Genomic DNA, 23,530 nt, shown 5'->3' on the forward strand with positions numbered 1-23,530 from the left:
TACCTGCGTTTAATCCGCTGAATTCACCGTTTGCAATCGAATTGCTTACCGGGTTTTGGTTTTCATCTAAAAGAGTATAAGTAATTCCCTGTACCATAGTTACCGAAATAGTCCCGGTGGTATCCTCACACGTTGGTTGTTGTGAAATACTTGCTTGTGGTTGATTAGGAGTTCCTAAATTTTCTATGATTATAAGTTCTTCAGAAACTGACTCACAATCGCCATTGTTTGCCTGTACAAAATAAGTACCAGCACCTAATCCGCTGAATTCACCATTTGCAATCGAATTGCTTACCGGGTTTTGATTTTCATCTAAAAGGCTATAGGTAATTCCCTGTACCGTAGTTACCGAAATGGTCCCGGTAGTATCTTCACAACTTGGTTGCTGCGCAATACTTGCTTGCGGTTGCGCCGGAGTTCCTAAATTTTCTATGATTACAAGTTCTTCAGAAACTGACTCACAATCACCATTGTCTGCCTGTACAAAATAAGTACCTGCACCTAATCCGCTGAATTCACCATTTGCAATCGAATTGCTTACTGGGTTTTGGTTTTCATCTAAAAGAGTATAAGTAATTCCCTGTACCGTGGTTACCGAAATAGTCCCGGTGGTATCTTCACAACCTGGTTGTTGCGAAATACTTGCCTGTGGCTGAGCCGGAGTCTCAGGTTTGCTTAAAGTTATTATCTCGGTTATAGAACAGGAGTTGTTGCTATTATCTGTGATGGTCACTTCATAACTGCCTTCATTTAAACCTGAAATATTTTGACTGGATGAGCTAAAATTAGGTCCTGTCCAGGAATAAGTATAACTTCCTGAGCCTCCACTAGGAGTAATGTTAATTGACCCTGTATTTTCTTCGTTGCAATTCAGGTCTTGCTTTGAGATAGATACCTGTATTTGATCGTTAATAACCATAGACTTGGTAATCGAGCTACTGGAAGTCCCGTCACTAACCTGAAGACTCACCTGGTATTGACCGGCCTGATTAAAGTTGAAGCTAGGATCACTTGCATTGCTGGATCCTAGTTGATCAAAATCCCAGGTGTATGTATAGGCCGTGTTATCGCCACCGGTTGTTAGGTTTGTAAAATCTACAATAAAGTTTTCACAGCTTGTGGTATAATCAAAGTTTGCAATAAGAGGGGTTCTAACTATAAATCCATTAGGATTACTGTAACATTGAGAGTTTCTATCTTTTTTCTCACAAGTACCATTGGAATTCGTATTCCAATTCATGTAAAAGTTTCTTAACTCAAATTTATCGCCCCAATTCCACTGGTAATCATCAATAACAGCGGTTGTACCCCTTGGTATCTGTTGACCATCAAAAAGACATAAGATTACCTTCTCTTTAAATACGTCATTGATGTATACATCATACTCTACATATAATGAATATCCGTTACCCGAAGATCCACCAAAATCAGCATATATAAATCCATTTACGGGGTCTCCTATTTGGTTGTTATCGTTTGATGCTATGGGATCTCCATTCGCATCACCAAAGTAGAAATTGGTAACAGTTACATTGTTACTATTACACTGTGCACTAACTTCCGAGAAAGCCATCAACAAAAATAGAAGAGATGCTAAAAAGAAGCTGTTTTTTAGATTAGTGCTAATGTTCATTTTAAAAGTATTTTTCCAAATCATATTAAAAATGTTTAGAATTAAATGTTATAATTCTTTTGTAGATTCTTTAATAAGAAACTACGCGTATAAATTGGGTTATATCACTAGGTTATTAAGCCATTGTGATTTGTTTTTTGGGGAAAAACAGTTAAATATTCATGAAAAAAATCGATTAATATTAGGTAAAATTAGGGGTATTACCTTATAGGAAAGTTGGGGGTGACCTATCGTTAAATATTAAATCTTAAGGTAAAATTATGCTAAAAATCCCCATTAGAAAGTTTTGTAGGTTTTTTTAGACATAAGCTTATATATTTTCGTTAAAAGGTAAATTTTAAACGAAAAATAAGGGAAATCAGGGCTATGAAAATATGATTTTAATTTATATTCTATTTTAAAAGTTGATAGGTATGTAGATGAAAAATAGAGCTATTTATTTTGAAAAGTAAGTTTTGGGTTTAATTTTTTTACTGAAAAAAGCTACCTTAAATCTACTTAGATTCATTTTCGGAAATACGGTTTTTTATTGTTGGTGAAAGGAGGTGTTTAGTTTTTTATATTTTAAAATATAGATGAAACTTTGAAAATATTTCTCAGTTTATGTAGGCTTCAAGTTTATGTGCTATATAATCGAGAATTAATTTCTGAAACTTAACCTGGAAATACTAAAAATGAATTGTTTCTATATAATTCGCAGGCGACCAATTGGCTTGTTCAATTTTTTCATCTTTATATAGTGTAATCTTATTTAAAAAACTTTCCGGCTTCAGCCTAAATCTTGTAAATTGCAGCAAAGCAAAATACAATGCAAAAAAGTCTTGAAAATTATCGACAGAGCTACGGAAAAGGTGAACTTTTAGAAGAGAACATTCCGTCTTTTCCTTTGGCCTTATTTACTTCCTGGTTTAATGAAGCTGAGGCTCATCCCGACATAGCAGAAGTAAATGCTATGAGCCTGGCCACTTGTGGGATTGAGGGATTTCCCAAAACCAGAATTGTATTATTAAAATCTTTTGGAGAAAAGGGTTTTAGTTTTTATACCAATTACAATTCAGAAAAAGCTAGGGATATAGAAGAGAACCCAAGAGTTTGCCTTTCATTTTTTTGGCCGGCATTAGAACGGCAGGTAATTATAAAAGGTATTGCCATGAAAACCTCAGAAGAAGAATCGTCTTCTTATTTTGCCTCAAGACCCCGTGGAAGCCAATTAGGAGCCTGGGCTTCTAAACAAAGTGATGTATTAACTTCCAGAAAGCAACTTGAGTTAGAGTTAAAAGAGGTTGAAGAACGGTATAAGGATAAAGAGGTGGAGCGGCCACAACATTGGGGAGGTTATGTTGTAAGCCCTAGAAGTTTTGAATTTTGGCAGGGCAGAAATGACCGTTTACACGACAGAATATTATATGAGTTTTTAGAAGAGAATACCTGGGAAAGAAACCGCCTGTCGCCTTAAACCTTTATTATGAAGCAACTAATTTTAGTAAGACATGGTAAATCCTCCTGGGAGAATAATTTGCCGGATGAAAAGAGGCCGCTTAAAAAAAGAGCTTATCATGATGCAGCCCTGGTCCTAAAAGTTTTTAAGGAATTTAAAAGTGGAGATGTTATGTTATGGACCAGCCCTGCAGTTAGGGCACATACTACAGCAAAGCTTTTTAAAGAGGAACTTCAAATACCCGATCGGGAATTTATGGTAAAAGATGCCTTGTATACTTTTGATGAAGACCAATTATTATTTGTTATAAAGTCCTGCTCAAATGAGGTGGAGAAACTAATGGTTTTTGCTCACAATCCTGCATTAACTGGTTTGGTAAACAGTTTAGGAGATAAGCCTATAGACAATTTACCTACCACCGGGCTTTGTGTTATAGATTTCGAGGTGGAAAATTGGCACGATCTTAAAACCGGTAAAACTTTACTTCAATTATTCCCTAAAAATTTACGCTAATTTATGCAGCAAAAAAAATACCTAAACAGAGAACTTAGTTGGCTACAATTTAATGAGCGTGTATTACAGGAAGCCGAGGATGAGACCGTACCCCTCATTGAACGCCTTCGGTTTTTAGGGATATTTTCTAATAATCTTGATGAGTTTTTCAAGGTTAGATATGCAACCGTAAAACGAATTGATTTGGCCGGAAAGGCAGGCAAGAGTGTTTTAGGGGGTATTAAAGCCAGTAAACTTCTGGAGGAAATCACTCAAATTGTGATAGAGCATCAGTCAAAAAGTTTAAAGGTTTTACATGATATTCAGCATCAATTAAAGGATCATAATATTCATATTATTAACGAGAAACAGGTTTCTGTTTCCCAGCAAAAGTTTATTAAAAACTTTTTTCTATCAAAAGTAAGTCCGGCGCTGGTAACTATTATTCTTAACGATCTACACGAGCTTCCCAGTTTAAAAGATAGTGCCGCTTATCTTGCGGTTAAAATGGTAATGAAAGAGGAAAAACCTCAAAAAGGTATTTCAAAAATATTAGATAAGACTCAAAACGAAAAGAAATACGTTCTTATAGAGATTCCAAGAAGCATTGAGCGTTTTGTAGTTTTACCGGAGAAAAATGGAAAACAATATATCATTCTGCTCGATGATTTAATTAGATACAACTTGGGCACCATTTTTAATATTTTTGAGTACGAAAGTATTTCTGCACATATGATTAAGATTACCAGGGATGCCGAACTGGATATTGATAGCGACCTGAGTAAGAGTTTTATAGAGAAAATTTCCAGTAGTGTAAAAGATCGTATTAAAGGAGAGCCCGTGAGATTTGTGTACGATATGAATATTGCCGATGATACTTTATCTTATTTAATGAATAAGATGGGAATTGAATCTACCGATAGTATTATTCCCGGAGGGCGTTATCATAATCGCCGTGATTACATGAATTTTCCAAGTCTTGGGCGTGAAGATTTACTTTATAAACCTATAGAGCCCTTAGCTATTCCGGGGCTTATTTTGCAAAGTAGCTTGTTTGGTAGCATTGCCAAAAAAGATTTTCTTCTATATACGCCTTACCAAAGTTTTGCTTATACCGTTAAATTTTTAAGAGAAGCCGCATTGGATCCTAAGGTGAAGACCATAAAAATTACAATTTATAGGCTGGCTAAAATATCTCATATTGCCAGCTCCTTGATTAATGCGGTAAAAAACGGAAAAAAAGTAATTGTTCAAATTGAATTGAGGGCACGCTTTGATGAAGTAGCTAATATTAGATATGCAGAACAGATGCAGGCCGAAGGGGTGCAATTAATTTTCGGGGTACCCGGTCTAAAAGTGCATAGTAAAGCTTGTGTAATAGAGCGCGAAGAAGAAGGTAAAACAAAGCGATATGGTTTTATAAGTACAGGTAACCTTAACGAATCAACTTCACGTATTTATACCGATTATACCTTATTTACGGCACACTCTGAAATATTAAAAGAGGTAAATAAGGTTTTTGATTTTTTTGAGATTAATTACAAAGTAAATAAATACAAACACTTAATAGTTTCTCCACATTATAGTAGAAATGCTTTTGTAAGTTTAATTCAAAAGGAAATAGAGAATGCCAGGGAAGGCAAGCCATCGGGCATCGCTTTAAAATTGAATAGCCTCTCAGATTACCCAATGATAGACAAGCTATACCAGGCAAGCCAGGCAGGGGTGAAAATTAAGCTTATTGTTCGTGGGGTTTGTTGTTTAATTCCCGGTATAGAGAAATTAAGCGAAAATATTGAGGTAATTAGTATTGTAGATAAGTTTTTGGAACATCCCCGGGTATTTATCTTTGAGAATGGCGGAAACCCTAAAGTCTATATCTCTTCGGCAGATTGGATGACAAGGAACCTGGATCTCCGTGTTGAAATTTCCTGCCCAATTTATGATGAAGATATTAAAAAGGAAATCATAGAAACTTTTGACATTAGTTGGAACGACAATGTAAAAGCTAGAATGATTACCTCAAAGCAGGATAATGCCTATAGAAATAGTGGTGAAAAGAAGTTACGATCACAATTTGAACTATATAACTACTACTCAAATAAATTACCGAAAAAGGTGAAAAATTAGGCTTAGCCTGCTATAAAATATTTTATTTTAAACCATTAAAATACTCAGTTATAGAGTATAAATTGAAAATTATAACTCGTGATTACACAAGAAAACTACGCAGCAATAGATATAGGTTCCAATGCCGTTAGGCTTTTAGTTTCAACAATTACAGAACAAAAAGGTAGAGAAGAAACCGATTTTAGAAAAACTTCCCTGGTTAGGGTGCCAATTAGGCTTGGGGAAGACGTATTTGAAAAAAGTGTGATTTCAGAAAAAAATATAGAGCGCATGGTAGATACAATGCAGGCTTTTAAACTTTTAATGAAATCTCACGGAATTAAAAAGTACAAAGCCTGCGCTACTTCAGCTATGCGAGAGGCCACTAATGGAGCAGAAGTGGCTAAGAGAATAAAAGAAAAAACAGGAGTAGAAATTGAAATAATAGACGGCAACCATGAAGCTGCTATTATTGCAGCTACAGATTTGCACGAACTTATTAAAAACGACTGCAACTATCTTTATGTAGATGTTGGCGGTGGTAGTACCGAATATACGCTTTATAGTAGCGGTAAAACAGTAGCCTCTAAATCTTTTAAAGTTGGAACCGTTCGTTTATTAAATGACCTGGTAGAAGAGAAGACCTGGGAAGAGATGGAAAAATGGGTGAGAGAAACTACTAAACCTTATAAAAAGATAGATCTAATTGGTTCTGGTGGAAACATTAATAATATTTTTAAAACCAGTGGTAAAAAAGAAGGAAAACCCCTAAGCTTAGCCTACCTTAAAAAATATAGCGATTTGCTAAACTCCTTAAGTTACGAGGAGAGGATTATGGATTTAAATTTAAAAAGCGATCGTGCCGATGTGATTATTCCGGCTTCTAAAATTTATTTAAGCTCTATGAGATGGGCCAGGGCCGATAATATTTTTGTTCCCAAAATAGGTCTGGCCGATGGAATTATTAAATCTCTTTATAACGGAAAAAATAAGTAGATAGTTTAAAGTTAAGAGGCTGTCTGAAAAGTCTACTTTCGTCAAGCTGAATTTGTTTTCAGTTTCTAATATGTTTTTAATTATCAACATGTTATATTTTGAAATAAATTCAAGATGATGGTTTTAAAACCTTTTCAGACAGCTTCTTTTTATTTTTCAATTAACCGTGAATAGTTTTGTCTTTACCGAGGTCTTTCATGATATTTGCTTCAAAATCAAGTAAATCATTCCACTTTTTGTCTACCTCACTGCGTTCCCCATATTTTCTGGCAAACTTTAAGAACATTGTATAATGATTGGCTTCGCTTATCATTAATCTATGATAAAAATCAGCCAATTCTTTGTCCTGTAACTCCTCCGATAATAATCTGAAACGTTCACAACTTCTGGCTTCAATTAAGCCTGCAATTAATAACCTATGCACTAACTGTGTAGTTCTGCTGCCTCCTTTTGGGAAAAAACTTAATAATTTAACTACATATTCATCTTTTCTATCCCTTCCTAAAACATATCCGCGTTTTAATAATTGTTCGTGCACCATTTTAAAATGACCCATTTCCTCTCTGGATAAAGCAATCATTTCATCTACCAATTCAGTATATTCAGGGAAAGATACAATGAGTGAGATGGCAGTTGAAGCGGCTTTTTGCTCACAATAAGCATGATCTATAAGAATTTCCTCAATATTCTTTTCGGCTATATTTGCCCAACGTGGGTCTGTGGGAAGTTTTAATCCTAGCATATCTATACGTCTAAATCGAATGTACTTCGAAGTTTTTCCAACAAAGGATTCTTTTCCTTTAATTTATTATATTTTTCAATAGGAGTGAAGGCATACTTTTTAGCAGACTGCTCATTCACATTAATTACCAACCTAATTTCAGTATTTTTAAGCTTTTGTTTTAGATAAGACATTAGCTTATTCTGTTCCCGCTCCAAATTTATTTTCATGGTCTCATTGGGCAGTTCTATCACAATGCGATTCTTATCTTCAAGTTTGGGTAAATCGGTTTCCAAAATAGAAGCTAAGATCTTAGATCCTTGCTTCTTTATACGTTTAACATAGTCATCCCAGTTTGCCTGAAGTTGGGTTTCGGTAAACTCGCCATTAAGGACCACATCTTTAGTTGGAGCTGCTTCTTGTTGGCGTGCCTCTATTTCCCGTTTTTTCTTAATGCTTTTTAATGAAAGGCCCGAAACTTTCTCCTTTTTAGCTTCAGCATCTATTTCCGGTTTTGGGGCAGGAGGTGGGCTTGAAACTGGTGGAGCTGTTTTATTAGGAGGCTCAGGACTTATTGTTGCTTCTGAATGATAAGTATCCTTCTTATCATCTACACAATTGCTTTTTGATGTTTTATTTTCTTCTGAAGGTAGCTGACTTTCGGTGGGGGCTTCAGCAGAAGTTCCTCCGTGTTCATTATCCCTAACAATTTTTTTTTCTTCTGAAGAAAGTGTTGCGGGTTGTTTCTCAAATTCTGAAGCCGCAATTATTGGCTGTTCAAACTTTTTTTTTTCTTCACCAAAGGTGATAGAAGCTAACTGCATTAGCGTTAACTCTACCAATAATCGCTGATTTTGACTGGTTTTATATTTTAAATCACATTCATTTGCCAGTTCTATTGCCCTAATCAAAAATTGATGATTAGTTTTTGATGCCTGTTCAAAATAGCGAGCTTTTGTTTGTTCCCCAACTTCTAAAAGCTGAATGGTCTTTTGATCTTTACAAACCAAAAGATCTCTAAAATGTGAGGCAAGACCACTAACAAAATGATGACCATCAAATCCGCTGGAAAGAATATCATTATAACTCAATAAGAGCTGTGGGATATTATTTGTTAAAATAAGTTCGGTAACTTTAATGTATGTATCATAATCCAGTACATTAAGGTTTTCGGTTACTGCCTGTCTTGTGAGTTCTTTTCCACTAAAGCTTACCACCCTGTCGTATATAGAAAGAGCATCCCGCATAGCACCATCGGCTTTTTGCGCAATGATATTCAATGCATCTTCTTCTGCGTTTACGCCTTCTTGTTGGGCTATATAGCCAAGATAGTTTTTAGCATCACTTACCGTAATTCTTTTAAAATCGAATATTTGGCATCGAGAAAGTATGGTAGGTATTATTTTATGCTTTTCTGTAGTAGCTAAAATAAATATGGCGTGCTGTGGTGGTTCTTCCAGCGTTTTTAAAAAGGCATTAAATGCCGACTGGGAGAGCATGTGCACCTCATCTATAATATATACCTTGTATTTCCCTACTTGTGGAGGGATTCTTACCTGATCTATTAAGTTCCTGATATCGTCTACCGAGTTATTAGACGCGGCATCTAATTCAAAAATATTAAATGCAAAGTCTTCATCGGGACTTTGGGTACCATCATGATTAATCATCTTGGCCAGAATACGGGCGCATGTGGTTTTACCCACACCACGTGGTCCTGTAAAAAGAAGTGCCTGTGCCAGGTGATTATGTTCAATGGCGTTTTTTAAGGTATTGGTAATGGCTTGTTGCCCAACCACATCTTTAAAGGTTTGCGGACGGTACTTACGAGCTGATACTATAAAATGTTCCATTGAATTTTATTGAAATACAAATATAAAAATAGCCAACATAAGTTCTAAGGCAAATGCATATATTTTTAAACAATTAGTAAGTAATAAATCAACATTTTTTTAGTTAGGTTATTTTGTAAAAACTACCTTTGTAAACAGCAGGTCGCCTTATCGCCAACGATTTTTTCGATGGAGGAAATTCCGGACACCAAAGAGCGGCATAGTGGGTAACGCCCACCTATTTTATTTGGAGTAATTTAGATAAAATACGGACTAGTGCAACAGAAAGAATGTACAGATAATGCTGTAGTGAAATCAGGTAAACTCTATGCGGTGCAATGCCATGTAAACCAATGTTTGTAAGTTGCTCGCTTACTGTTGGAGGGTAGGCAGCTAAAAGTTTTTGGCAACAAAAACCTGAGATAAATGATAAGGGGAATCCCGGTTTTGCCGGGAGGAACAGAATCCGGATTACAGACCTGCTTTTTTTAATAATGTTTTAGCCCAGGCATGGGCTTCTTTCATGCTAAAGAAAATATTGTAAGGAACCGGGGAAAATTGCTTTTCAAAATTAGCAATTTTTAATGCTTCATAGCTTTCACTTACAATACCAATCCCTAATAATTGTTTCACATCTTTTAATTCAAAATAAACGGTGGGAATTACATTGTAATTGTTTTTTCTATTAGAGATGTAGACATACTTTTTTCCTCCAAATACCTCATTGCATATTTTTAGCATTTGTTTTACGTGTTTTATTTCAAGTATTACATCTTCTTTTACTTCAGAAATTACTATCTCTTCGTAAAATTCCAGATTAATATCAATAAGTTCTATCTTCTTAATCCGTTTCGTCATTACAGATTGTTATTTATGAGCCTTTTTCAGGCTTTTTCCTTCAAGATACGAATAATGCTATTAAACTGTGTTTTCGAAGAAACTAAATACCGAACCTCCATATCGTCTTGCTTCCTTAAAATTAGGATATTTTGAGAGGTCGGTATGCTTTGAATGCTCAATTATTAATTGACCGTTCTGATTTAGTAGATTTTTTTCAAAGACAATTTGCGGTATTTTGAGAAATTTTTCTTCATCGAAATCATAGGGAGGGTCAGCAAAAATAATATCTGCTTTTACATATGCTTTCTCAAGGAACTTAAAGACGTCGCTTTTAATGGTTGTAATGCTAAAGTCTAGTTCCTGAGCTGTTTTTTTTATGAATTTTACACAATCGTAATTTAAATCTACTGCGGTGATTTCTTTACAGCCACGTGAAGCAAATTCATAGGTTATATTTCCGCTTCCGGCAAATAAATCCAGAACACTTAATTGTGAAAACTGAAAGTTGTTATTGAGGATGTTAAAAAGGGCTTCCTTTGCCATATCGGTAGTAGGGCGAATGGGGAGTTTTTTAGGAGCAATTAATCTTTTTCCTTTATAAGTACCTGAAATTATTCTCATAGAAATGATTTTAATAAAATATATTCTTCCAATTCGTATAAGCCTTTAAGTTTTTCATTTTTCTGTAAGTCGAAATTGATTTCTAAAAGTTCAACATACTTAATGTATTCAAATGCGATTTTAAATAATGGGGAAGCCTTACTGATAGCACCCAATAAATATAACCTTACTTCATCGGGCTTTAGATTAAGTTGCTCTGCCGTAAAAAGTATGTAGTATAAAAAGTCTTCCTTTTCGGTAAAGCTAAAAGAATTGCAAAGCAACAGTTGACCATTTTCTATCACCACCAAATCAAATTGCTTGTTTTTAACGTGGGCAAAGATTTGTGGCCTATCTACTTTTGGTAACTTCAATAAGTTTTCTACTAAAATAGTATTGAGGTGCTGATATTCGAATTCACCAAACTTTTCAAAGAAGAAATTAATAATATTGGTATAGGGTATATAGACATTTACAATCCCTGTATTCCCAATTTCTTCGTGTGAAATAAAATCGGTTTTAAGAATTTTGGTATTGAATTTCAGATAGTCTGAAGCATTTTCTTCTTTAAATAGGTTGGCAGGAACTAGGCTATAGAGTGCATTGTCAAAAATAAGCTTTACCTGCTTAACTTCGTCTAAGCTTTTATTGGTTTCAAATATCTCTTCAATTTCCGCTAAAAGCTTTATAGGATCCAGTTGTTGCTGAAATCGTACTTTGTTATAAAAAACAACTTCCTTCTCTACAGTATTTAGGGTACAAAAAGAAAGTCCATCCAGGCTAACCTGAATGGACATTTCTAGATTTAATGTTTCTTTATCTTTATTCGTCGCCATATTGGGTTGGCCAGTTTCCTTTTGTGTTAACCTCTTCTAGAGAACCAACGTTTATGTAACGCCCGTTTATATCGTCTACAGATTGTACCTGGTTTTGTTGTAAAATTAACTCTTTATCTAAACCTTGTAGTACAACGCTTTTGGCAACTCTAGCTCTAAACACAGGAATATCGGTTTGTCCTTTTTTAATACTTCCTGCATCAAGTTCAAATTTAGCATCTACACCTTCAACTGGTACATTAATCATATTTACATAACGATCTCTATCTCCTTTAAAAAGAGAATCTTTTACTGGTACAAAACCAAGTGTATCTACAATAACTTTCTCTATGTACTCATCTACACCGTATTGCCTTTTGTACTCTTCATCTAAAACCGTAGTGTCACGACGTTGAGTAATTGCAAATTCAGCAGTATCAAGGAATTTTACGAGTTTGTTAAAATCAGCTTCAAAAGTTCCAACAACCTCTTTATGCGCTAGTTCGGCATCACGAATATCCTTTAAGTTCTCAACTACTTTGGCGTAACGCTTTTCCTTAATTTTGTTAAACTGAATTGGTTCGTAAACAGCATTAAATGTAAGGTAGGCTAATCCTATAATAACTACCCAAAGAAGTAATTGAATTGCAAGTCTCATGCGTTCTAAATTTTGTTTTAAAAATTACTAGTGTTCACGACAAATCTACAATTTTTTTTTATTCGTAAAAGTTTCTTCCGTAAAAATCCATTCCTACCTTTGATTTTTGATAATTTTTTTATGGAAAATTTTGATGCTTCTAAATTTTATAGGCTTTTACTAAACGATCTTGGCTTCACGGCCAAAGCTGGCCAGGATATTGCATTGCAGCAATTATCTGAGTTTGTTTTAAACAAAAATAAGGATGAGATTTTTGTTTTAAAAGGCTATGCCGGTACCGGTAAAACAACGATAATCAGTACTTTGGTGAAGAATCTTTGGAAAATAAGAAAATCGGGGGTTTTATTGGCACCAACGGGAAGAGCCGCTAAAGTGATTTCTAATTATGCCAAAAAAGAAGCTTTTACCATCCATAAAAAGATTTATTTTCCTAAAAAAAGTGGAGGAAGTGGAGTGCAATTTGTACTACAACCCAACAAGCATAAAAATAGTATTTTTATTGTAGATGAAGCTTCCATGATTTCTGATACGCCCACAAACTCCAAATTAATGGAGAATGGAAGCTTACTAGACGATCTTATTCAATATGTTTATTCGGGGCAAAATTGTAAACTTATTTTAATTGGTGATACCGCACAGCTTCCCCCGGTAAAAATGGAAATTAGTCCCGCCCTGGAACCCGAAAAACTACAATTTTCTTATAACAAAGAAGTAAAGCATATAGAGCTGGATGAAGTAGTTCGCCAGGCCGAAGAGAGCGATATTTTATTAAACGCCACAAAAATAAGACAAAGCTTGCAAGACGAATTTTATGAGAGCTTTCAGTTTGATCTTGGCCCCAAAGCCGATGTGGTTAGATTGCAAGACGGTTATGAAATAATGAATGCAATTGAGGAGTGCTATAATCAACTGGGAAATGAAGAAACAAGTTTTATTGTAAGATCTAACAAAAGAGCCAATTTGTACAATCAACAAATACGCTCTCGAATTTTGTTTCAGGAAGAAGAACTTTCGGCCGGAGATTATTTAATGGTAGTAAAGAATAATTATTTTTGGATAAAACCCAGTTCTGAAGCCGGTTTTATTGCAAACGGCGATATTATAAAAGTCCTTGAGATTTTTGCTATAAAAGAACTTTATGGCTTTAGATTCGCCGAAGTTCAGGTACAAATGGTAGATTATCCTAATATGCACCCTTTTGAGACGGTGGTAATGTTAGATACATTAACCAGCAACACCCCCTCACTTTCTTACGAAGAGTCTAACCAACTTTACCAGGAAGTAATGAAAGACTATGAAAACGAAACTTCCAAATACAAGAAATTTATGAAGGTTAAAAACAATAAATTTTTTAATGCCTTACAGATTAAATTTTCTTATGCGATGACCTGCCATAAATCTCAGGGTGGGCAATGGAACAGTGTTTTTATAGAACAACCGTACTTGCCCGAAGGTGTTGGAAAAGAATATTTAAGATGGTTGTACACTGCCGTAACAAGGGCAACCAATAAGCTCTATCTTATAGGTTTTAAAGATGATTTTTTCGTAAACAAATAGTTTTTTAAGTTGCGTTAATTTAAATTTTAAAACCTAAATTTAACCTCCAAATATTAATAAGTCCCAATGAATAATTCGCTTAAAATAATCGCAATGATTCCTGCTCGTTACGAGGCATCTCGTTTTCTGGGGAAACTTTTAAAAGATTTAAATGGAAAAACCGTAATTACCCGAACTTACGAAGCCGCTAAAAGTACAGGTTTGTTCGATGAAGTCTATGTGGTTACCGATAGTGATGAAATTTTTGCTGAAATAAATAAGAATGGGGGTAAGGCCATAAAAAGTAAAAAGGAACATGAATGCGGTAGCGATCGTATCGCAGAAGCGGTACAGGATATGGATGTGGATATCGTAGTAAATGTACAGGGCGATGAGCCATTTATAGATAAAGAAAGTTTGGAGAAACTTTTGCTTGTTTTTAGAGAAGATGATGCTTCTTCTATAGATTTAGCTTCTCTAAAAAGTGCATTGTCTGAAAGTGAAGAGATAACCAATCCGAACAATGTAAAGGTTATTACCAATAAGAATGATTTTGCGATGTATTTTTCAAGATTTCCTATTCCATACCCAAGAAATACCAATGCAGCAGTAACTTACTTTAAGCATATTGGAATTTATGCATTTAGAAAGCAGGCACTTGTAGATTTTTATAACCTACCTATGCTTTCTTTAGAATCTGCTGAAAAAATTGAAGCAATTCGATTTCTTGAATATGGAAAAAACATTAAAATGGTTGAAACCCAAATGCAAACTATAGGCATAGATACACCCGAAGATTTAGAAAAAGCAAAGCAAGTTTTGAATAATTAGCTTACTGCTTCTTTATAAACCTCAAGAGCACGTTCGCGAGCTTCTTTATGATCTACCATTTTTTCAGGGTAATCATCGGTGCCAAATTCTTCAACCCATTCTTTGATATACTTTTTATCTTTATCAAATTTATCTATTTGAGTGGTTGGGTTAAAAATCCTGAAATACGGAGCAGCGTCAACGCCACTGCCGGCAACCCATTGCCAGTTACCAACATTAGAGGACATTTCGTAATCCAATAATTTTTCGGCAAAATAGGCTTCGCCCCAACGCCAGTCTATAAGCAAATGTTTACATAGAAAACTTCCCACCAACATTCTAACCCGATTATGCATAAAACCGGTTTTATTCAATTGGCGCATTCCGGCATCAACGAGTGGATAACCTGTTTTTCCCGCTTTCCATTTCTCAAATTCTTCCTTATTATTCCGCCAGTTAATGCGGTCGTATTTCTTTTTAAAAGATTCGGTAATAGTATCGGGGTTATGATATAATACCTGCATAAAAAACTCTCTCCAAATAAGTTCGTTAAGAAAGGTTTTATTGTTTTCGGTATTGGCTTTTTTTACCATTTTTCTTGGGCTAACAGTCCCAAAACGCAAATGCGGGCCTAGGCGCGAAGTACTGTCTTTAGCAGGTATATTACGTGTGTTTTCGTATTTCTGAATTAGCGTTGGGGTAACATCATATTCCGGGACTTTAATTTTGGATGTTTTAAAACCAATATCACTTAAACTTAAATTTGGTAGTCTGGTGTTTTGAATAAGATTACCTAAGTACTGACTGGTATAATGAATTTTAAGGTTCTGTGTCTTAAATAGCTCTTTCCATGCTTTCATATAAGGAGTATACACCACATAAGGATCTCCATCTTTCTTTACAACTTCATCTTTTTCAAAAATAACCTGGTCTTTAAAAGTGTGAAATTCAATATTACTTTTAGAAAGTAAATTGGCTATTTCCTTATCCCTTTTGGTTGCGTAAGGTTCGTAATCGTGATTCGTGAATACTTTTTCAATTTGATATTCTTTAATTAGTTGCTGAAAAATTTTCGTTGGTTCTCCGTGATACATAGCAACTGAACTGCTATAATTATCCTGAAGCTCTTTTCGCATTTGCTGGAGTTGCTCGTGTATAAAGGTAACACGGGCATCATCTTCGGGTAACCTTTCCAGTATTTCTGTGTCAAAAATAAAAATTGGTACTACCGGTCTACCAGACTTCAGGGCCTCAAGAAAGCCAACATTGTCATCTAATCTTAAATCACGTCTAAACCAAAATACATTTACTCCTTTGCTCATTTATGAAATATTTAAGGTTGAAAGTCCGCCGTCTATGCCAATAATTTGCCCGGTAATCCAGCTGTTTTGCTCACTTAGTAAAAAGATGGCTGCATTAGCAATATCTTTAGTATTCCCTATTCTTTTAAGCGGATGTCTTTCACTCATTTTTTCTTTTTTGGAATCGTTGGATAATAGTTTTCCAGCAAGTGGGGTATCGGTTAAAGAGGGTGCAATTACATTTACACGTAGCGTAGGTGCATATTCAGCTGCCAGGGCTTTTGCAAAACCTTCAATCGCGCCTTTTGCAGCTGCTACACTTGTATGAAAAGGCATTCCAACCTTAACCGCCACGGTACTAAAAAATACCAAACTTGCATTTTCAGCCTTTTTTAGTTTCGGCATTACTGCCTGAACTACCTTTACCAAACCTAAAAAATTAAGGTTTATTTCTTCCTCAAAATCTTTGTGCTTTAGCATTTTAAACGGTTTCAGGTTTATACTGCCTGGACAGTAAACCAGTCCGTGAATTTCATCAGGCAATTCCAGATCTTCAATGTTATCTTCTAAAACATCAAATTCTAAATGTTTGATTTCCTTTTTTAAATCGCCTTTATTTCTTGAAGCAACAATTACATTATTTTCTTTAACCAATTGATTGGCAATTTCAAGTCCAATACCAGTTGAACCGCCAATAAGTAAAATATTCCTTTCCATAATTATATTTTTTAGTTGAGTATGTCTTGCTTTAGGGTAGCATTTTTGGTATTTGCTTCATCAAATTCGCCAAAAAGCTCGGTAAGTTTCTCTCTTCTATAATCAAAAATTTCTTTCAATTTAGGAGCCACTAGTATTGGATGTACCAATTCACCTAATTTCCCAAAAGGTAATTTATAATCTATAATATCCTCCATTTCAACACCACCGGGTATTTTCTTTAGGAAATGCTTATGATGCCAAAGTGCATAGGGTCCAAAACGTTGTTCGTCTACAAAGTATTCTTTGTCTTTAACGTGGGTTATTTCAGTAACCCATTTGGTTTTAATGCCTGCTATAGGTGTAACTATATATTGAATAATTTGGCCGGGAAACATAGGCCTGTCGGCTCCCGAAAGAATATGAAAACCCATATAATCTGGAGTAATTGTTTTTAAATTTCCGGGACTTGAGAGGAATTCCCAGGCTTTTTCCAGACTAATTGGTAGCTTCTGTACCGATTTCTTGGTGTATATCTTCATTTTAGCAGTATTTGAATGTAAAATTAGAGCTTGTTTTGTTTAAAATAAAATTATTATAGTTAAACAAAGTATAAATCAAGTTTTTGTTTTTCTTAATTTATAATCATTTTCTAGGTATATTTGATTGAACTAAAACAAACTAAACAATGAAAAAACTATTTCTATTTTTATGTACAGCAGGCATTATGAGTGCAACACAAGCCCAGGTACAGGCACCACAGCCCAGTCCGTTTACTAAAATTGAACAAAAGGTTGGTCTTACCGATGTTAGCCTGGAATATTCGCGGCCCGGTATGCGAGATCGTGAGATTTTTGGAAACTTAGTGCCTTACGGAAAAGTATGGCGTACGGGAGCTAATGAAAATACCAAAATAACATTTAGTGATAATATAACTATCCAGGGAGAAGAATTAAAGGCGGGAACTTACGCGATTTACACAATTCCAAAGGAAGACCAATGGGAAGTAATGTTTTACAGCGATGCCAATAACTGGGGAAATCCAGCAGAATGGGATAAGGATAAAGTAGCCTTAAAAGCAATGGCTGAAGTGATGGAACTGCCATTTGAAATGGAAACTTTTACAATCATGATAGATGATCTTAAAAATGATTCGGCTACACTTAATTTTGTTTGGGCAAACACAGTAGCAAGCCTAAGCTTTAAAGTGCCTACCGAGGAAAAAACCATGGCAAGTATTGAAAAAACAATGAATGGTCCCGGTGCTAACGATTATTTTGCAGCGGCAACCTATTACCACGATAGCAATAAAGATTTAGAGCAGGCTTATAAATGGATTAATAAATCTTTGGAATTAGGAAATCCTGATGCTTTTTGGATTCTAAGAAAAAAATCACTTATTGCGGCCGATCTTGGTAAAAAAGAAGAAGCAATTGCAGCAGCTAAAAAATCTCTAGCCGAAGCTGAAAAAGCAGGAAACCAGGATTATGTAAAAATGAACAAAGATTCCCTGAAAGAGTGGGGAGCTATGTAAGTTGAATTTTAAGAATAATAAAAAGGCTGTTTGAAGTCTTGTTAAAAACGTCATCCTGAATTTATTTCAGGATCTAAAATGTTAGAAGCTGGAACAAGCCTGCCTGAACGGACCGGCAGGTTCAGCTTGACGTCACAAAAAACTTTCAGACAGCCTTTTTATATAGATATTTAAGCCTCACAACTGGCACAATTTACCATATTGGCTATAAATTCTTTAGAAACACTTTGGCTACGCTGGTAGTAAAGGGTTTTTACACCAAGTTGCCAGGCTTCTATCATTAATTTATTTACCTCTCTTACCGGAAGGTCTGAGGGGATATTTAAATTTAAACTCTGTGCCTGGTCAATAAATTTTTGCCTAACCGAAGCTTGTTGAATAATCTCTAACTGACTTATCTCTTTAAAGGTTTTAAAAACCATACGTTCTTCGTCACTCAACTCTTTTAAGTGTTGCACACTTCCGTGATTTAGCATAATACTACGCCAGGTTTCTTCGGTATCCAATCCCTTTTCCTGAAGTAATTTTTTTAAATATTTATTCTTCCGCATAAAATTTCCTTTGGCCAGACCTGCTTTATAATAATTGCTGCTAAAAGGTTCAATTCCAGGTGATGCCTGTCCTAAAATAGCAGAAGAAGAGGTAGTTGGCGCAATGGCCATAAGGGTTGTATTCCTTAAACCATAGTCTTTGAGAACTTCCGGTTCTCCATAGATATTTGCCAGTTCCTTACTCGCTTTGGTTGCTTTTTCACTAATATCTTTAAAAATATTATTGGTTAAACCTTTAGCTTTTAAACCTTCAAAAGGAATTCTGTTTTTTTGCAGGTATGAATGCCAACCCATTACACCAAGCCCCAGGGCCCTATGTCTTTTGGCAAACCTGTTGGCCGATGCCAGGTAATGGTTTCCTTCAGTTTTTGCAATGAACTCCTGTAAAACAGCATCTAAGAAATAGATGGCTAATTTTACAGCTTCGGTATCTTTCCATTCGTCGTAAAGCTCCAGGTTCATAGAAGAAAGGCAGCAAATAAAAGACTCGTCTTTGGTAGAAGGCAAAGCAATTTCTGAACAAAGGTTGCTGGAATGGATGGTGTAATTTTTATCTTTATACACCTCTGGTTTGAATCGGTTAATATTGTCTTTAAAGAAGATATAAGGCAAACCTTTTTGCTGCCTACTTTCCAAAACTTTTGCCCAAATCTCTCTTTTATCCCTGTCGCCGTCTATCATTTCCTGCATCCAGTAATCGGGAACACTAACGCCGTAGAATAGGTTCTGAATAGGATTTCCTATATTTTTTATTTCTAAAAACTCTTTAATATCGGGGTGATCTATATCAAGATAAGCTGCAAAAGCTCCACGACGCACACCGCCCTGTGAAATAGTATCCATAGCTGTGTCGAAAAGCTTCATAAAACTGGTAGCACCACTACTTTTGCCGTTATCTGTTACTGCACTTCCCCTTCCTCTTAATTCTCCGAAATAACCGGAAGTTCCGCCACCAATTTTGGTTTGCATAATTACTTCGCCCAATTTATGGGTAATCCCTTCAATATTATCTGGTACGTATACATTAAAGCAAGAAATAGGTAATCCGCGCTCTGTACCCATATTTGCCCAAATGGGTGAGCTTAAACTCATCCAGCCGCGTTCTATCATTTCTATAAAAGCTTCGGCCAGTTCGGGCTTATAAAGTCTTTTTGCAGCTGCATTTGCAACGCGTTCTATAGCCGATTTTGCGGTTTCTCCTTTTAATAAATAACCGCGATTTAATATTTGCTGGCTCTCTTCGTTAAGCCACCATAGGCGCTCCTGTTTTGTTTCTTTAAGTATTGCTTCGGGCATTTTACTGGATTTTTAAGTTGAATTATTTTTGTGGAAAACCTTTAAAAAAGATCATCTGCGGTAATACTTTTATCGTGTTTGGTATAATCTACCGGGCGTTTGGCAAAAAAATCGTCCAAACTGTTGGCAAAAACTTCCTCCTCAAACCATAGCATCGCTTTATAATCATATTCTGAAACGAAATAAAGCTTCTCTAAACCTATTTTTTCAAGGCTATCGTCTACTCGGTATTTCATAAAATTAAGTAGGTCTTCCTTTTTGCACTGTTCTAAAGAACCATCCTCGAAGATCCAATCCAGAATCTCAGATTCTACCTCCATAGAATGGGATATAATTTCCCTTATTTGGGTTTTGGTTTCTTCATTAAAGAATTCAGGGAACTCTTTTTTAATTTGGTTTACAATGTAAATTCCGGCATTGGCATGAATTTGTTCATCTACCGAGGTCCATGCAATTATATTGCTCACGTTTTTCATCACTCCTTTAAACCTGCTAAAGGAAAGAATAATGGCAAACTGACTAAAAAGGGATACATTTTCAATTAAAATGGAGAATAAAATAAGGGAAAACACATACTTTTTTTCGTCTGAAGATTTTGTGTTTGCTAAGGCTTCAGAGAGATAAGCTACACGTTTTTTAATAACAGGAGTTTCAATTAATTTCTCAAACTCATTATTATATCCAAGTACTTCAAGCAAGCGGGAATATGCTTCAGAATGTCTAAATTCGCATTCGGCAAATGTACTTCCCAGGCCGTTAAACTCCGGTTTTGGTAGGTGTTGATACAAGTCTCCCCAAAAGGATTTTACAGCTACTTCAATTTGCGCAATAGCTAAAAGGCTTCTTTTAATAACCTGTTTTTCATTTTCACTAAGATGCGAATGAAAATCCTGGACATCGGCTGTAAAGTCTACTTCAGAATGTACCCAAAATGATTTATTTATAGCTTCGGTAAACTGAAGAATCTCGGGATATTCGAAAGGTTTGTAATTCACCCGCTTTTGAAAAATATTCATATCACTTTTGTTTTGGTTTTTAAATCAAAAGCATAAAAGTAATAGTTGTCTTAAGGGAAGTTTACTTGTGATTAATACACAATTTCCTGGACATTTACTTTTTATGCGAAAGCAAAAGTCAACCCGGTCGGAAAGGTAATCTGGCTTGTAGTTGAACCTACTTTACAGTTGCGCAACAGCTCATGAATTTCACATGATTCCCCTTATTTATTGAAAAAGGCAATAACCACCGGTATGATTTTACAAAAGTAAAGTTATAAGTAATAAGCGACCCTTTTATAGAAAAACTACGGAGTTATAAACATAGTTTTTCACAAGTTTATTTACTCGATAATCGAGATTTAATATTCACAAGTTTACTTCCAAACTTAAAATGACTATCCATAACATGTCTCGTTGGCTTTAGAGGTAATTTGTTGACTATTAAAATTTTGGGATTCGTAATCCTTATTATCTGGTGTCGTTATTATAAAAAAGCTATTTAAAAACTATCTTTTTTATAATTTTTAAATCTAAAAGCTTAATTAGCCAATTAATTTTCTGCTTTTATGGAGAAATCATCCATTCTATTGAACTTGTAATAAAACTTGAACTGGAAGAATGTTAAACAAACATTTGAATGTTTAGTTTTATTGGATTTTTATAAATTGCAGGAAAGATATTTTATATTTTTCATTATTAATCTACGTAACCATCAACATATTTATTTAAGTTATGAGTAATTATCATATTAAGAATTTAGAAGAGTATTTTCAAGTGTATAGAAAATCGGTTAGAGAGCCTGAAAATTTTTGGGAAGAAGTTGCCGAAGAACATTTCACCTGGCGAAAAAAATGGGACAATGTATTAAGCTGGGACTTTAATAAACCTGAAGTAAAGTGGTTTGAAAATGCAAAACTTAATATTACAGAGAACTGTATAGATCGTTACCTTTTTACCAATGCAGATAGAACCGCCATTATTTGGGAGCCAAACGGTACCGAAGAGGAGGCTCAACATATTTCTTATAAAGAACTTCATAAAAAAGTAAATAAATTTGCAAATGTTTTAAAGTCTAAAGGAATAGAAAAAGGCGATAGGGTTTGTATTTACCTGCCTATGATTCCAGAACTTGCAGTAGCTATGTTGGCTTGTGCTCGTATTGGAGCTATACACTCTGTTGTTTTTGCAGGCTTTTCTTCAAAAGCCCTGGCTACCAGAACAAATGATGCCGATTGTAAAATGCTTATAACCTCAGATGGTTCTTACCGCGGAAATAAGACTATAGACTTAAAAGGGATTGTAGATAAAGCTCTGGAAGAATGCCCAGGAGTAGAAAGTGTTTTGGTTGCAAAACGTATAAATTCTGATATTAATATGAAAGAAGGACGCGACCAATGGTTGCAGCCTTTGTTAGATGAAGCTTCAGACCAATGTGAAGCAACCACTATGGATGCCGAAGACCCATTGTTTATTTTGTATACTTCGGGCTCTACCGGAAAACCTAAGGGAATGTTGCATACAACTGCGGGTTATATGGTTTATAGTGCTTATACTTTTAAAAATGTATTTCAATATAAAGAAGGAGATGTATACTGGTGTACAGCTGATATTGGTTGGATAACCGGCCATTCTTATATATTATATGGTCCTCTGGCCAATGGTGCAACTACCGTGATGTTTGAAGGGGTGCCTTCGTATCCAGACGCAGGTAGATTTTGGGATGTAGTGGAGAAGCACAAAGTTAATCAGTTCTATACTGCTCCAACAGCCATTAGATCGCTAGCTAAACGAAATATAGAATTTGTTGAAAAACACGATTTGTCTTCCTTAAAAGTATTGGGAACAGTTGGGGAGCCTATTAACGAGGAGGCCTGGCATTGGTATAACGATAATGTAGGAAAAAATAAAAGTCCTATTGTAGATACCTGGTGGCAAACAGAAACAGGAGGAATCATGATTTCGCCATTGCCGTATGTAACTCCGGTTAAACCTACTTATGCAACATTACCATTTCCTGGAATTCAACCTGCTATTATGGATGAAAATGGGGAAGAGCTAAGTGGAAACCAGGTAGATGGCCGTTTGTGTATTAAATATCCCTGGCCGTCTATGGCAAGAACGGTTTGGAGAGATCATGAGCGTTATAAGACAACTTACTTCTCTACCTTTAAAAATATGTATTTTACCGGGGATGGAGCCCTTAGGGATGAGGTAGGTTACTACCGAATAACAGGACGGGTAGATGACGTGATTATTGTATCGGGTCACAACTTAGGAACAGCACCAATTGAAGATGCTATAGATGAACACCCTGCAGTGGCAGAATCTGCCGTAGTGGGCTTCCCTCATGAAGTAAAAGGAAATGCACTTTATGCATTTGTGATTTTAAAAGAAGTTGGGGAATCAAGAAATCACGACAATTTAAGAAATGAAATTCACCAACAAATTAAAGATAAGGTAGGGCCTATTGCTAAACCTGAAAAAATTCAATTTGTTGCCGGACTTCCAAAAACACGTAGTGGAAAAATTATGCGTAGAATTTTAAGAAAAATCGCATCAAAACAAACCGAAAACCTAGGCGATACATCTACCTTATTAAACCCTGAAATTGTAGATGAAATTATAAAAAAGGCACTTTAAAAGTATACTGCTTTATACTTAAGGCCTCATAGTT

General features: G+C 35.4%; 19 protein-coding genes, 1 other RNA gene and 1 riboswitch. Of the genes, 9 read left to right on the forward strand and 11 right to left on the reverse strand.

The window, feature by feature from the left end; all coding sequences use genetic code 11:
- Positions 1-1,657: PKD domain-containing protein (locus I6U49_RS15630; protein WP_198629531.1), on the reverse strand; the 1,657-nt coding region annotated here is incomplete at its 3' end.
- Positions 1,658-2,441: 784 nt separating this feature from the next.
- On the opposite strand from I6U49_RS15630, the gene pdxH reads away from it, so the two are divergent.
- The 4 genes from pdxH to I6U49_RS15650 all read left to right on the forward strand — a co-directional run bounded on the left by pdxH (position 2,442) and on the right by I6U49_RS15650 (position 6,668).
- Positions 2,442-3,089 carry a pyridoxamine 5'-phosphate oxidase gene (gene pdxH, locus I6U49_RS15635; protein WP_198629532.1) on the forward strand — a complete coding sequence of 216 codons (648 nt, stop codon included), beginning with the start codon at positions 2,442-2,444 and terminating at the stop codon, positions 3,087-3,089.
- Between the two features lie 9 nt (positions 3,090-3,098).
- On the forward strand, positions 3,099-3,584 hold the full coding sequence (locus I6U49_RS15640; protein ID WP_198629533.1) for a SixA phosphatase family protein: 486 nt from the start codon (positions 3,099-3,101) through the stop codon (positions 3,582-3,584).
- A gap of 3 nt (positions 3,585-3,587) precedes the next feature.
- Entirely contained in the window at positions 3,588-5,693 is a 2,106-nt protein-coding gene (gene ppk1, locus I6U49_RS15645) for a polyphosphate kinase 1 (RefSeq protein ID WP_198629534.1), read from the forward strand.
- A 78-nt stretch (positions 5,694-5,771) separates the two neighbouring features.
- A complete protein-coding gene (locus I6U49_RS15650) occupies positions 5,772-6,668 on the forward strand; it encodes a Ppx/GppA phosphatase family protein (RefSeq protein ID WP_198629535.1) in 897 nt (298 codons plus the stop codon).
- A gap of 160 nt (positions 6,669-6,828) precedes the next feature.
- On the opposite strand, the gene miaE is transcribed toward I6U49_RS15650, so the two are convergent.
- Both miaE and I6U49_RS15660 read right to left on the reverse strand, forming a co-directional pair.
- Positions 6,829-7,410, reverse strand: a complete 582-nt coding sequence (miaE, locus tag I6U49_RS15655; RefSeq protein WP_198629536.1) for a tRNA-(ms[2]io[6]A)-hydroxylase — start codon at positions 7,408-7,410, stop codon at positions 6,829-6,831.
- Between the two features lie 2 nt (positions 7,411-7,412).
- Positions 7,413-9,242 carry a DNA polymerase III subunit gamma/tau gene (locus tag I6U49_RS15660; RefSeq protein ID WP_198629537.1) on the reverse strand — a complete coding sequence of 610 codons (1,830 nt, stop codon included), beginning with the start codon at positions 9,240-9,242 and terminating at the stop codon, positions 7,413-7,415.
- Positions 9,243-9,376: 134 nt separating this feature from the next.
- Between I6U49_RS15660 and rnpB the strand changes: the two genes are divergently transcribed.
- Positions 9,377-9,711: RNase P RNA component class A (rnpB, locus tag I6U49_RS15665), an RNA gene on the forward strand.
- Positions 9,712-10,139: 428 nt separating this feature from the next.
- On the opposite strand, the gene rsmD is transcribed toward rnpB, so the two are convergent.
- Genes rsmD through I6U49_RS15680 form a run of 3 tightly spaced genes read right to left on the reverse strand, consistent with a single transcriptional unit; the run spans position 10,140 to position 12,134 of the window.
- Positions 10,140-10,682 carry a 16S rRNA (guanine(966)-N(2))-methyltransferase RsmD gene (rsmD, locus tag I6U49_RS15670; protein WP_198629538.1) on the reverse strand — a complete coding sequence of 181 codons (543 nt, stop codon included), beginning with the start codon at positions 10,680-10,682 and terminating at the stop codon, positions 10,140-10,142.
- Entirely contained in the window at positions 10,679-11,497 is an 819-nt protein-coding gene (locus tag I6U49_RS15675; RefSeq protein ID WP_198629539.1) for a DUF3822 family protein, read from the reverse strand. Before I6U49_RS15675 ends, rsmD begins: the two co-directional genes overlap by 4 nt.
- A complete protein-coding gene (locus I6U49_RS15680) occupies positions 11,484-12,134 on the reverse strand; it encodes a hypothetical protein (RefSeq protein WP_193710910.1) in 651 nt (216 codons plus the stop codon). The genes I6U49_RS15675 and I6U49_RS15680 overlap by 14 nt, the downstream gene beginning before the upstream one ends.
- A 120-nt stretch (positions 12,135-12,254) precedes the next feature.
- On the opposite strand from I6U49_RS15680, the gene I6U49_RS15685 reads away from it, so the two are divergent.
- Positions 12,255-13,691, forward strand: coding sequence for an ATP-dependent DNA helicase (locus I6U49_RS15685; RefSeq protein ID WP_198629540.1), 1,437 nt, complete (start codon positions 12,255-12,257; stop codon positions 13,689-13,691).
- A gap of 66 nt (positions 13,692-13,757) precedes the next feature.
- Entirely contained in the window at positions 13,758-14,501 is a 744-nt protein-coding gene (kdsB, locus tag I6U49_RS15690; protein ID WP_198629541.1) for a 3-deoxy-manno-octulosonate cytidylyltransferase, read from the forward strand.
- On the opposite strand, the gene I6U49_RS15695 is transcribed toward kdsB, so the two are convergent.
- Genes I6U49_RS15695 through I6U49_RS15705 form a run of 3 tightly spaced genes read right to left on the reverse strand, consistent with a single transcriptional unit; the run spans position 14,498 to position 17,019 of the window.
- A complete protein-coding gene (locus tag I6U49_RS15695; RefSeq protein ID WP_198629542.1) occupies positions 14,498-15,802 on the reverse strand; it encodes a cryptochrome/photolyase family protein in 1,305 nt (434 codons plus the stop codon). The two genes, kdsB and I6U49_RS15695, sit on opposite strands and share 4 nt — an antisense overlap.
- Complete coding sequence (locus I6U49_RS15700; protein ID WP_198629543.1) at positions 15,803-16,498, reverse strand: SDR family NAD(P)-dependent oxidoreductase; 696 nt, start codon at positions 16,496-16,498, stop codon at positions 15,803-15,805.
- Between the two features lie 11 nt (positions 16,499-16,509).
- A complete protein-coding gene (locus I6U49_RS15705) occupies positions 16,510-17,019 on the reverse strand; it encodes an SRPBCC family protein (protein WP_193710915.1) in 510 nt (169 codons plus the stop codon).
- 146 nt (positions 17,020-17,165) lie between these two features.
- On the opposite strand from I6U49_RS15705, the gene I6U49_RS15710 reads away from it, so the two are divergent.
- Positions 17,166-18,011 (forward strand): DUF2911 domain-containing protein, encoded by an 846-nt coding sequence (locus tag I6U49_RS15710; RefSeq protein WP_198629544.1) that lies wholly within the window; start codon positions 17,166-17,168, stop codon positions 18,009-18,011.
- 170 nt (positions 18,012-18,181) lie between these two features.
- On the opposite strand, the gene I6U49_RS15715 is transcribed toward I6U49_RS15710, so the two are convergent.
- Both I6U49_RS15715 and I6U49_RS15720 read right to left on the reverse strand, forming a co-directional pair.
- On the reverse strand, positions 18,182-19,858 hold the full coding sequence (locus tag I6U49_RS15715; protein ID WP_198629545.1) for a ribonucleoside-diphosphate reductase subunit alpha: 1,677 nt from the start codon (positions 19,856-19,858) through the stop codon (positions 18,182-18,184).
- A gap of 41 nt (positions 19,859-19,899) precedes the next feature.
- Positions 19,900-20,874 (reverse strand): ribonucleotide-diphosphate reductase subunit beta, encoded by a 975-nt coding sequence (locus I6U49_RS15720; RefSeq protein ID WP_193710918.1) that lies wholly within the window; start codon positions 20,872-20,874, stop codon positions 19,900-19,902.
- A 111-nt stretch (positions 20,875-20,985) separates the two neighbouring features.
- A riboswitch (cobalamin riboswitch) is annotated at positions 20,986-21,120 on the reverse strand.
- Between the two features lie 468 nt (positions 21,121-21,588).
- On the opposite strand from I6U49_RS15720, the gene acs reads away from it, so the two are divergent.
- Positions 21,589-23,496 carry an acetate--CoA ligase gene (gene acs, locus I6U49_RS15725; protein ID WP_198629546.1) on the forward strand — a complete coding sequence of 636 codons (1,908 nt, stop codon included), beginning with the start codon at positions 21,589-21,591 and terminating at the stop codon, positions 23,494-23,496.
- The last annotated feature ends 34 nt before the right edge of the window (positions 23,497-23,530 follow it).

The organism is Salegentibacter maritimus (assembly GCF_016236915.1).
Classification (GTDB): Bacteria; Bacteroidota; Bacteroidia; order Flavobacteriales; family Flavobacteriaceae; genus Salegentibacter; species Salegentibacter maritimus.